The 12518-nt window shown below is 43.7% G+C and carries 10 protein-coding genes and 1 riboswitch; all 10 genes read right to left on the bottom strand.

Annotated features, from left to right (window positions below; genetic code table 11):
* Nucleotides 1-10 precede the first annotated feature (10 nt).
* Nucleotides 11-613 (bottom strand): nucleotide exchange factor GrpE, encoded by a 603-nt coding sequence (gene grpE / locus AB840_RS02475; protein ID WP_048513251.1) that lies wholly within the window; start codon nucleotides 611-613, stop codon nucleotides 11-13.
* A 15-nt stretch (nucleotides 614-628) separates the two neighbouring features.
* Complete coding sequence (gene hrcA / locus AB840_RS02470; RefSeq protein WP_048513250.1) at nucleotides 629-1663, bottom strand: heat-inducible transcriptional repressor HrcA; 1035 nt, start codon at nucleotides 1661-1663, stop codon at nucleotides 629-631.
* Nucleotides 1664-1874: 211 nt separating this feature from the next.
* Nucleotides 1875-2657, bottom strand: a complete 783-nt coding sequence (locus tag AB840_RS02465; protein ID WP_048513249.1) for a short-chain-enoyl-CoA hydratase — start codon at nucleotides 2655-2657, stop codon at nucleotides 1875-1877.
* 121 nt (nucleotides 2658-2778) lie between these two features.
* A complete protein-coding gene (locus tag AB840_RS02460; protein WP_048513248.1) occupies nucleotides 2779-3639 on the bottom strand; it encodes a 3-hydroxybutyryl-CoA dehydrogenase in 861 nt (286 codons plus the stop codon).
* Nucleotides 3640-3918: 279 nt separating this feature from the next.
* Complete coding sequence (locus AB840_RS02455) at nucleotides 3919-5454, bottom strand: FGGY-family carbohydrate kinase (RefSeq protein ID WP_048513247.1); 1536 nt, start codon at nucleotides 5452-5454, stop codon at nucleotides 3919-3921.
* 97 nt (nucleotides 5455-5551) lie between these two features.
* Nucleotides 5552-5688, bottom strand: a riboswitch (FMN riboswitch).
* Nucleotides 5689-5764: 76 nt separating this feature from the next.
* Nucleotides 5765-6328: a hypothetical protein gene (locus AB840_RS02450; protein ID WP_048513246.1), complete on the bottom strand. Its 564-nt coding sequence runs from the start codon at nucleotides 6326-6328 to the stop codon at nucleotides 5765-5767.
* Between the two features lie 93 nt (nucleotides 6329-6421).
* Entirely contained in the window at nucleotides 6422-6871 is a 450-nt protein-coding gene (gene mscL, locus AB840_RS02445) for a large conductance mechanosensitive channel protein MscL (RefSeq protein WP_048513245.1), read from the bottom strand.
* A gap of 47 nt (nucleotides 6872-6918) precedes the next feature.
* The gene (locus tag AB840_RS02440) at nucleotides 6919-7254 is read right to left on the bottom strand and encodes a YerC/YecD family TrpR-related protein (RefSeq protein ID WP_048513244.1); all 336 of its coding nucleotides are present in this window, start codon (nucleotides 7252-7254) and stop codon (nucleotides 6919-6921) included.
* Between the two features lie 92 nt (nucleotides 7255-7346).
* A complete protein-coding gene (locus AB840_RS02435; RefSeq protein ID WP_048513243.1) occupies nucleotides 7347-10976 on the bottom strand; it encodes a PolC-type DNA polymerase III in 3630 nt (1209 codons plus the stop codon).
* A 33-nt stretch (nucleotides 10977-11009) separates the two neighbouring features.
* Nucleotides 11010-12518 carry a VanW family protein gene (locus AB840_RS02430; RefSeq protein WP_234984807.1) on the bottom strand — a complete coding sequence of 503 codons (1509 nt, stop codon included), beginning with the start codon at nucleotides 12516-12518 and terminating at the stop codon, nucleotides 11010-11012.

Below are 12518 nucleotides of genomic sequence, written 5' to 3'. Positions count from 1 at the left end.
ACTACGATAATTAACCGTTGAATGCAACTTTAACCATAGCCGGACGCAATGTCTTATCGCCCAGCAGGTAGCCCTCTTGCAATACCTCAACAACGATATCATTTTCATATGTATCGCTGGGCATACGCATGACAGCCTGATGATAAACAGGATCAAAAGGTTTACCGACCGCTGAAATTTTAGTGACCCCTTCTTTTTCAAGAACTGCCATGAGTTGTTTGTAGATCATGGCATATCCGTCAATAAAAGATTGTAAATCCTTAGAAGCCGTATCCTGCGGTGCCTGCAAAGCTCGTTCAAAATTGTCAATAATCGGCAGGATATTTTTTAAAACATCCATTTTAACAATTTCGGATATCTGCATTTTTTCACCGGCTGTTCGTTTTTTATAATTTGCAAAATCAGCCTGAAGACGAAGGTAATGCTGCTTTATATCCGCAGCCGCTGCATCAGCTTCCGGTTTGGCATCCGGTAAAACAGATTCTGTCGTATCTGCTGTTTTGCCATCATCTGCCGTTTCGGCATTATCTGTAAATCCGTTTTCCGCCTGATGTACTACTTCTTCAGTTTCTTCCGTCTTCGTATCCGTTTCTTTTTCCTTATCTGTATTCATGTGTAAATAAACCTCCTACTTCTCATCGTGGTAATGCTCTAAAATATGGGTCACATGCTGTTTCATAAAATCCAGCAAACCGATGATTTTTGCATATTCCATACGCGTAGGTCCCAACACTGCAATTTTACCGAGAACAATATCATTTGATTTAAATGTTGCTTCAATAATGCTGCAATCTTTCATGGGTGAAAGCTGTGCTTCCTCTCCAATACGTACAGTTACATTCTGCTCATTATCATCGTCATGAAATAAATTTACTGCAACATCCTGTTCTTCTAAAAAAGTAAACAAAGTACGTGCTTTATCTACATCCTTAAATTCAGGTTTATTGAGCAATTCCATGGTGCCACCCTTATAGAGCTGCTGCTCCCTGCGAAACGCTTTATGCATAGAGCGAAAGGCCAGTCGATACAACTCCAAATCGTCGACAATACTTTCATGATACTTTTCCAGCATTTCCATGTTAATATTAATCATAGAAACACCAGCCAGATAATACGTAAGCTTCTCTGCAATTACATTCAAATCATCCACATCTACCCCATCTACCTTAGGGTAAATACAGTTTTCAATCTGCCCGGAATCAGTCACGACAATCATAATGGCGCGCCGGTGATCCAACGGCAAAAAACGAATATATTTCAGCTTAGCTGCAAGAGATTGAGATGCCATGACCAACGTCACATTATGCGTAACCTTGGCCAGAATTTTAGCCGTTGACTGAAATATCTGATCGACATCATTCATCTTGTCCTGAAACCAGACTTGAACGAATTTTTTTTCATCATTGGATATTTTTGTCGGCTGCAGCAGGCAATCAACATAAAATCGATATCCTTTTATAGATGGAATGCGTCCTGCCGATGTATGAGGCTGTTCCAAATACCCCATCATTTCCAAATCAAACATCTCATTACGTATTGTTGCGGCACTAACCCCCAAATCATACTTACGGGCTATCGTCCTGGACCCAACAGGCTCAGCAGATATGATATAGTCCTGAATGATAGCCTGCAATATTTTTTGTTTTCTTTCATCCAAATCCATATCTATCACCTCTGCTCATTTGACCTATATTAGCACTCTTTTTATTTGAGTGCTAATAACTATATAAAAGATAGCATGATTATGAGTATTTGTCAATGATTTTAAGCCAAAATCTCGATAATTAGTCAAAAAGTCAAACGGACGTTTAAAAAGACCGCATCACTGTATTCGATGCGGTCTCTCTTTATTGCTATATGGTTGTTAATAAAACTTATTTACCGGTAAAGGCAGGTTTCCGTTTTTCAACAAATGCACTCATACCTTCTTTTTGGTCTGCCGTTGAGAAGCAGAGGCCAAATACTTCGGCTTCATACGCAATCCCTGTAACGACGTCACAATTGATACCGCGATTAATAGCAGCTTTAGAAAGTTGTACAGCGACCGGCGCTTTTTTCGTAATGGTTTTAGCTAATTTCATAACGGCATCCATTAATTCAGACTGCGGAACCACCTTATTAACCAAACCAATGCGAAGTGCTTCCTGAGCATCAATCATGCCGCCAGTATAAATCAATTCTTTTGCATAACCCCGCCCAACAACACGAGTCAGACGTTGTGTGCCGCCGAAGCCAGGGGTAATGCCAAGACCCACTTCCGGCTGACCGAATTTTGCATTTTCTGACGCATAACGAATATCGCATGCGCAGGACAATTCGCAGCCGCCGCCCAAAGCAAAGCCATTGATAGCAGCGATAACAGGCTGCGGAAGATTTTCAATTTCCGTGAAAACATTCTGTCCGACCATGCCCCAAGCGCGGCCTTCTGTCGGATTTTTTGTCGACATTTCCACAATGTCAGCGCCGGCCACAAAGGATTTTTCTCCAGAACCGGTAATAACAACAACCTGAACAGCTGGATCAACAGCAATTTTTTCCACTACGTCTTTCAATTCCGTAACCGTAGCAAGATTCAATGCGTTCAAAGCTTTAGGGCGGTTAATCGTAATCGTTCCGATTCCATCTGATACAGAATAAATAATGTTCTGATAATCCATTTCTAAAACCTCCTGTATAGAATATTTATAGTATAATAGTATAAAAAATAATTGTGATGCATATACCAGGCAGAGACAATGGGCGTGATTTCTCACGCCCCCTGCTTATGAACAGCCTGTATTATTTTGTGTAGTCGTAGAAACCCTTGCCTGTCTTACGGCCAAGATACCCGGCATTTACATATTTCTTAAGGAGCGGGCACGGACGATATTTAGGATCGCCATAGCCTTCATACAGAACTTCCATGACATGGAGAACAATATCGTTGCCGATAAGATCGCACAATGCCAAAGGTCCCATAGGATGATTAAAACCAAGTTTGCAAACATTATCAATATCTTCTTTGGAAGCAACGCCTTCCATCAAAGCGAAGATAGCTTCGTTCAACATCGGAATAACAATGCGGTTGCCTGCAAAGCCTGGGAAATCCTGAACTTTAACCGGAGTTTTACCTAATTCAGTAGCACATTCAGCAACTTTATTGTATGTTTCTTCTGATGTAGCAATGCCATTGATAATTTCAAGCAGTTTCATAACGGGAGCAGGGTTGAAGAAATGCATGCCGATAACTTTGTCCGGACGACCTGTAGCTGCACCAATTGAGGTGATCGGCAGCGAAGATGTGTTAGATGCCAAAATGGTATGAGCCGGGCATTTTTCATCAAGATTTTTGAAAATCTGTGCTTTGATTTTCATATTTTCGATAGCCGCTTCTACAACAAGATCAACGTCTTTCATGTTTTCTGCCGTAATTTCCACAAAACCGGTAACACGAGACATAATAGCATCTTTATCTTCCTGGGCCATTTTGCCCTTAGAGACCAGCTTCGTCAAGCTCTTATCAATCTTAGCTTTACCACCATCAATGAATTCCTGTTTGATATCATTAAGGATAACTTCGCAGCCGTTCTGTGCGAAAACCTGAGCAATACCGGAACCCATAGTACCTGCACCAATTACCATAACTTTTTTACAAAACATGTTTAACTCCTCCTTAATTAGCGTGATTTTTTTCACTTTTGACAAGAAAAAAAAAGTTGCGCACTTTTTAAATAAGATGCTCTGCTTACATTCCTAGTATATCACTTTTCACAAAAAAATCTACTGAAAAAAGGGGATATTTTAAAATATTATCATATATCATATGCGTTTTGTGCTTCCTATATTTAAGTCAAGTGCGTTTTCAGCATAGCTTCATATAAAACTCGCATCGCACATTGTTATTTTATGAACAATTCGCATAAGAGATTATTTTCTTTTTCACAACTTTCCTGCGCTCTCCGCTGCCATATTCAAAGCCTTAAGAAGATAGCGCCGTTTCTCATAATTATCCCGGTACATACCGATAGTATCGCGGTTTGGAAAAAAACGCCCGGCCACAATCAGCTGACGCCGCAGCGCCTGTTCCAAATCAGCAATATCTCCGGTACCATAAGCCGCAACAATGCAATTAGTCGGTACGGCACCACCGGATATTTTTAATACCACGACCTCCGTATTGAGCATATCTGCCTTAATCTGATTCCACAAAGCATCACGGCTACCCCCTTCGGTAATGGTAAGCTGCGTCAAATCAATGCCGGCGCTGCGGTAACGATCCGTAATTTCCATATAATCATAGCCAATTCCCTCAAGAACACACCGCCACATGGCGCCTTGATCGGAATCCAGCGTAAGACCCGTAAAAGTACCGCGTACATGTGGAAATTCCCCATTTCCCCCAGTCAGATACGGAATAAACATAGCCCCGTTACAGCCAGCAGGGCAGCGCACGGCCAACGTATCCAGCGTACTGTAATATGCATCTTCTTCATGCCTGCTGATGTGATCCTTAAACCATCGCAGCGCCAATCCTCCGGTACGGACCATGCCCCAATAAAAATAAGTTCCCGGCAAGGTGCCCGAATTAAATATAAGGCCGCTTCCCGGCACGGAAAGCGCTGGTATAATACCATCGGCCGCGGCACAGAACATCGCGCAGGTACCTGCCACGTCGACGGCCCGTCCTGCTTCCAGAATACCGCTGCCCATCATAGATTCCATAGTATCACCTGCGCCGGCGCATATGGGTATGCCGGCAGGAAATCCTGTTTCTTCCGCATCCTTAGGGCAGAGCGTTCCTATGATATCCCAAGGCTTCACAATACGCGGCATATACGTCAGATCAATTCCCAAAATCTCCAGCTGCTGCGCCGACCATGTTTTTTTCACTACATCGTACCCCAGGCCCCATCCCGACATGGTCCCCCAGTCGATGAATGCATCCTGACCTTTTAACCCTGCCAAATGAAGTAAAATATACGGGCAGTTATGAATAAATTTCACACCTTTATCTCTGAATTCCGCACTATTTTTTACAAACCAGCGGGCAAACATGGCAGGAAACATAATATTAGGTTCGGCATTTCCCGTTTCCCTGGCCCATATATCCAAATGACGCTGTTTTAAAAACGCTACATCATCACCAGTACGGCTGTCCAAATAATTTATGTATGGGGTAACTGCTCTGCCCTCTTTATCAATACCAGCAATTCCACAGATAATACCGTCTCCCATAATAGCTCGAACAGCAGTCAGCGGCAGTCCCTTCTCGTTCATTTGCCGGCTGCACGAAGCCATACAGCGTTTGATCAGCCGGTAGTATTCATCGACCTCCATCTGCACCCAGCCGGGATGCGGATAATACAATGTGGTTTTTGCTGTATCCATAGCAACACATTGCAAGGCTTCATCATATACCGCAACCTTTACACTCTGCGTTCCTGCATCAAATCCCAAATAATATTTTTTTCCCATTTCTGTAATCCTTCCTTTCCGTCATGGGCTAATAAAAAAAAGACCGGATAACCAGTCTTTTGTACATCAGAATTACATGGTACCTAGATACCATGCCTGCTGTCTTTTCCCATCCAGACTATACTGTCGGTTTCGAGATTTCATCGAATCAACTCCCGTAAGAGGTTGCGGACTATAACCGCCGGTCAGGAATATGAAAGGAAACTCCTTTCTCACCATACCTTAAAGACTGAAATTTATATGCTTTTTTTATATTGTTATCATACCACTAATGAATATTTCATGCAAGAGAACAAATGAGGGACTTATATTACTGGCCAGCTTTCATTATTTTTCCCAGCTGATGCACTAATCCTGATGTGGATTGCTCTGGCAGGGGAAATCTTTTCAGCGAAGTTGCATGTTCGACGAAGCACAAATATTCATCTATCTGCTGCTCCATTTCCATCAAGACCTGATAATCCGCATGCTCCAGCAGCGCTAAATCAGACTGCTCATAGCGATTGATAAAAATCTTCAGACGTGAAATATCTTTCTCCTTTTTTTCATAAGAACAAAAAAAACAATATTCTAAGACGGCACTGCATTTCTTGCTCAAATCCGCATGCTGCATTTCCGTATAAAGATTGTTCCGGCGGATAATCTGCATAATCCAGTTATCTAAAACTCCCCGAAAGAAAGCATATAACGCTAAAAGTGCCGCCCTTTCGTAGCGCCGGGCCAGAAAGTTTCCCTTAGGCGTGTCCTTTTCTTTCTGCCGTATGGCTCTTTTTTTGAAAGTACAATAATCGTTCCACAATTCTTCATATATAGAACCTTGCAATATATCCATATCACCGTTAGAAAAAATAGTAACACCTATTTTGGATTTCATTATCTTCTCCTGCTTGTTTATTTATGAAAAAAGACCGTGACGCTAAGAAAAACTCCCGGAATACGGGAGTTTTCTTCATTTCGTACATATATTTTATTTTTCTGCGCTGTCCAGGGGACTGGTGCAGTGCGGGCATCGTGTCGCATCTTCCGCAACCGCTTCTTTGCAATACGGGCAACGTCGCGAAACCGGGGCTTCTTCCGACTTGGGAACTAAAGCATTCATCTGTCTGATAACGATAAAAATCGCAAATGCAATAATTAAAAATTCAATAATAGTATTGATAAATGCACCATATGCAATCACAGGTATTCCCTGCGCCTGCGCTTCCGCCAGCGTCGCAGCACGCTTGGTAGTACTTAATGTTATAAAAAACTCAGAAAAATCAATGCCGCCAAGCAGCACCCCTAACGGCGGCATAATAATATTGGTAACAAGCGAGCTGACAATTTTGCCAAAAGCAGCGCCAATCACGACACCCACGGCCATATCAATAACATTTCCACGCATAGCAAAATTTTTAAATTCTTTCAAAAACTCCATTTATGTTCACCATCCCTTTCCGTAAAACATATAAATCCGCCATAAGTCTATTTTCCTTTTTTTGGACTAAGCTTTAAAAAGTCCGGATTTTTCTCAGCCATGCGATCCAAAATTTTGGCATATCCGCCGCTGCCATACATAAGGCAGCGTTTTATGCGGCTGATTGTAGCAGTGCTGGCTCCGGTTTTTTTTACGATATCCTCATAAATATCACCGGCCTTAAGCATACGGGCTACTTCCAAACGAGCCGCAATCGCCTTCATTTCCTGAATCGTACATATATCTTCAAAAAATTCATAACACTCATTTATATCCTTTAATTCCAAAACGGCTTTAAAAAGCTGATCATGAAGATGGTCTTTTAATTTTTCATTGACACTCATGGTACGGTTCATCTCCCCTGCTTTCATACTTTAGTGTATTAAATGTGCCTTTATTATAAGACAGATTGGGAGGAATGTCGATAGATAACTTATTACATCGCAAATAAATCAATTTGTTCATCTTCCGGCAAATCACCAAGACAACCTTCTTCTGTCATGATATCAACCAATGACTGCGATGCCTTTCCACGGAGCTTCAAATCAGCCTTGGAACTAAATGGGGCCTTGGCGCGGGCTGTCACAATTTGTTCCGCCACGTTTTCTCCCAAGCCATCAATAGCCGTTAAAGGAGGTAATATCTTGCCATCACAAATAGTAAATTGCGCAGCCGCCGAATGCCGTATATCCACGTTCATAAAAGAAAATCCCCGCAGACTCATTTCTACAGCCAGTTCCAGAGATGCATACAAATCTTGTTCAATTTTAGAAGCGCTTTTCCCCTTTGCCTCAATAGCCTTCATAGCCTGCCGCTGTCCTTCCAATCCATGAATCATCGCCGTCAGCTTGAACGCCTTGGCACGAATAGTAAAAAATGCAGCATAATATGCCAGCGGATAATTGATTTTGAACCATGCAATCCGGAACGCCATCATCACATAGGCTACGGCATGGGCACGTGGAAACAGATAGCCAATTTTCTGGCACGAATCAATAAACCATTGCGGAATATGACCGGCCTTCAGCTCTCCTTCATAATCAGTCGTTTTCTGCCCCAGCTTATTGAGTTTATCAATCCCCTTTCCCTTACGAACATTTTCCATTACTTTAAAGCTCGTCTTAGGTTTTATATCATGCTGAATCAGATAGTTCATAATATCATCACGCGTCGAAACGGCTTCCTTCAGCGGTACCGTGCCAGACGTAATAAGATCCTGCGCATTGTTGAGCCACACATCTGTCCCATGTGAAAAGCCGGATATACGCACCAATTCTGAAAAGGTTTTCGGATGCGTGTCAACAAGCATTTTTCGGACAAAAGCCGTTCCAAATTCCGGGATTCCCAAACTGCCCACCTTAGAGCCCAGCTGCTCCGGCGTAATCCCCAACGCCTTCGTAGAGCTGAACAAGCTCATAGTTTCCGGATCATCAAATGAAATTGTTTTGGCACTAACCCCGGTCATGTCCTCCAGCATGCGGATAACTGTTGGATCATCATGCCCTAAAATATCCAGTTTAACCAGCCGTCCTTCGATAGAATGATAATCGAAATGTGTTGTAATAATGCCGCTGTCTCTTTTATTGGCAGGATATTGCACAGGCGTAAAATGGTGGACATCCATATCACGGGGAATAACCATGACACCGCCGGGATGCTGTCCCGTCGTACTTTTAACGCCGGTACAGCCGTTTACCAGACTGTTGATATAGGCATCATTGACATTAATGCCTCTGGCTTCAGCCCATTTCATCACATATCCGTATGCCGTCTTATCCTTGACAGCACCGATCGTGCCGGCCCGGAATACATTGTCCTTGCCAAACAATTCTTCAGTATACTTATGCGCTTTGGGATGATATTCACCGGAGAAATTAAGATCAATATCAGGAACCTTATCCCCATCAAACCCAAGAAAAATTGCAAAAGGTATATTATGTCCGTTTTTCTGCAAAGAAGTTCCGCAATGGGGGCAGCTTTTATCGGGAAGGTCAAATCCACCGCCTACTTCTCCCTTTGTAAAAAACTGACTATACTGGCAGTGCGGGCATACATAATGAGGCGGCAGCGGATTGACCTCGGTAATATCCGACATCGTCGCCACAAACGAGGAGCCGACAGAGCCTCTGGAACCGACAAGATATCCGTCATCATTCGAATGCTTAACCAACTTATGCGCGATATAATAAAGTACACCGAAGCCATGTCCTAAAATAGAAGTCAGCTCTTCCGTCAGCCGGTCCGCAACGATCTGCGGCAGCGGATCACCATAAATCTGATGGGCTTTTTCATAGCACATGTTTTTCAAGGCCTCCGATGAGCCGGCAATCTGCGGGAAATACAGCGTCTCCTTCGGCACCGGCCGTACATGATCAATCCAATCATTGACCTTATTGGGATTGGTAATGACTACTTCCCGAGCCCGTTCCTCACCAAGATATGAAAATTCGGCCAGCATCTCATCCGTCGTGCGAAAATATAAATCCGGCTGATATTGAGCATCCTTAAAGCCCTTGCCGGTCATGAGAATTTCACGATAAATTTTATCCTCCGGATTAAGGAAATGAGCATCACAAGTAGCGACTGTCATTTTACCCAGTTCATCGCCAATTTTCAGAATCGTTCTATTAATATTGCGCAGCCCCTCGTCATCAGCAACGAATCCCTCACGCACAAGAAACTGATTATTCGTAATGGGCTGAATTTCCAGATAATCATAGTAATCCGCTATTTTTTTCAATTCTTCATAAGGGAGTTTTTTCTGGACCATAGACCGAACAAGCTCGCCAGCTTCACAAGCTGATCCCAGAATCAGACCCTCGCGGTATTCATTGAGAACCGAACGGGGAATCCGCGGTCTGCCGCGATAAATATATTTCAAATGGGAAATACTGACCAGCTTATATAAATTACGGATGCCAACCTGATTTTTGGCCAGAATAATAATGTGGTACGATTGGTCTATTTTATCATCAAACAAATAGCCTTCCATGCCGTAAATGACTTTGATGTTGTTCGTCTTATCCGTTGAAATCTCCTGCAGCAGAGGAAAAGACTGCACGACACCATGATCGGTAACGGCAATTGCCGGATGATGCCATTTTTTGACAGTCTTGATGAGCTGCTTGACAGTAATAAGAGCGTCCATATCGCTCATGACGGTATGCAGATGCAATTCCACCCGAGGCGTCGGATTATGGTCTTCTCGTTCGACAGTGTTCCCTTCATCAGCTATAATATCGTTGACATTAAGAACATAATCATTCTGATAATTATCATACTGGACATTGCCGCGAACCCGTACATGAGCCCCCGTCCGCAGCTGCTGCGTCAGATGATCATATTCGTCAGCCGTCATCGTATTTTTACGCCGATATTTGCTGCCGGCAGCCTGACTCGTTACGTCAATAAATTTTTTAGCCGAAATCCCATTTGAAGCATCGGCAAGCTGAAACGTCAAAAGAATACGTTTAGACTTCAGCTCTCTGAATTCGACCTTGACTACCTTGCCCCTGAAAATAACATCATTGCGCTCTTCTCCCTGGACATCATTGATCGATAATACATCGCCGCTAAAGGCCCTGCCCAGCCAGACACGGCTGTTTTCTGAGCCGCCAGCCGGAGCTGATCTGGAGGTACTCCCCAAGGTCTCGCCATTTTCAGCCGACTTGCAGGCCTTGCGATACTCTTCATCATACAGATCGTCATCCTCACTATATATACTTTCATAACAATCTTCATGCGGGATATCATAGCCGTCCATGTCATCTACGGAAATACTGGCGATTTCATGAATCGGATCATCCTCCGGCAGCGCCAGCGGCATATCTCCGCCATGATGAATGGCCGCAACACGGCAGGCTACATCAACCTCTCCCTCAAGGGAAAGCTGACGGCACACGGCATTCTTCAAGCCGTCCATATCGGAAATTTCACAAGCAGACTGCATCTGTACATGCCATTTTTTTCCCATATGAGACGCGCAAATTTCTTCGACAGCTGCATACTGACCATCAGCTATCGGTATCATCAGTTCCTGCTTTGGAACAATATGCCAAACCTTCATAATCTATTCTATCCTTTCAGGAAAATAAAAGACCTATTCCTCCGTACTGTCGGGTACTGCTGCAACGGCCGTCATCATATCATGCGGATCATTGAGCAGCAAATCCTGCGCTTCCAGATCGGAGGTTTGAACCGTCGATTCCGAGCCTGGACCATTCGTCAAAATGATTTCCGTATTCGGATCATAATGGGATACGATCGTATCTGTATAATGATCCCCATCTGTATAACTCACCGTACGGCGAATAGCAATATCATGTCCATCATAACCTTCCTGGTCTACTTTATCTGTCGTCGCCGCATCATCGTGTTTATACACAACTTTGTGGGGCAAGTTTTTCACGCTGAGCGTTTGAAAGGACACTGTACAGGTATCCGCATGATTTCCCAAAATATATGTCGTAATAGAACCGTTGCCAATTGCAGTATAAACGTAAACAGGATGCTGAAAAGGATTCGTAAAGGCAAAATCCAGAGAATCGTCGGCTACGGTAGCATCCATCCCGACAGGAACATATCCGGCCGGCGCAAAATGGGGCGACCGGCTGGCAATGACAAGACCGGCGCGCAGCACCGCATTAAATAACGTAGTACTGACCTGGCAGACGCCGCCCCCCGATGCCGGAACGAGTTTATTATCAAAGTAAGCCGGCGCTTCCTTATATCCTTTATCAGGCGTTCTGGTACCAACGTACTGATTAAAGGAAAAATCCTTCTGTGCCGGCACAAAAGCATGATTGAGACGCTTCTGTGCAATAGCAATATTTTCATTGCGGTTCTGATCCGAATCACTAAAATGAGTCGTATAATAGGACAGTACCGTATCAACGGCCTTCAAATCTTCTTCTTTGACAGCCGCATCCTCTCTTTTCTCTACAGGCACCTCAATGGTTTCCGTCTTCCCCTGCTGCAGTTCATTGAAAATACTTTTTTTTAATGCATCCGCATCAATCACAATACGGTTTTTTTCCTTGTGGATCGTAACAGAAACAGTATCCCCATTGGGTACGGCATACGCATTTTCGGGATCAATATTATACGTATTATATATAGTGCTGACGGCCTTGTCCAACTTGTCTTCATCGACCTGCACAGCCAGTGGGACCTCTTTGCCGAAACGCAGCGTTGCGATGACATCGGCAACCCGCTGTCCCGGAGAACCCGTACGGCCTACCAGATACAATCCATCATCAATACGTTCCCGATCAAGCTTGGCATCTATCTGCGGTAACGCAATAGACGCATCAATATCCTGACTTTGCAACTTGACAGATCGATCTGTCAGTTTTTTTTCCTGTTTATCCAAATAGCGCTGAACATCGTCTGCTGTCAAGTTTTTGATCGGCTGTCCATTCAGCGTCACCATTCCAGCGGCCTTGGATTGTGCCGCAAAAAAGCTGCTGAATCCCATAATGCAAAACGCCGCAATCACACCCAAGACAGTTTTCCAACGGTACCGGCGCACCTTGATACCATGCTTTTCCCGATACCGGCGGCGATATTCGTTCATTCGTTTTTTTCGTGCCTTATTTTCCTCATTCAC

It is taken from the genome of Megasphaera cerevisiae DSM 20462 (assembly GCF_001045675.1).
Lineage (GTDB): Bacteria > Bacillota > Negativicutes > Veillonellales > Megasphaeraceae > Megasphaera > Megasphaera cerevisiae.
This window is presented reverse-complemented; position numbering and strand designations above follow the sequence as displayed.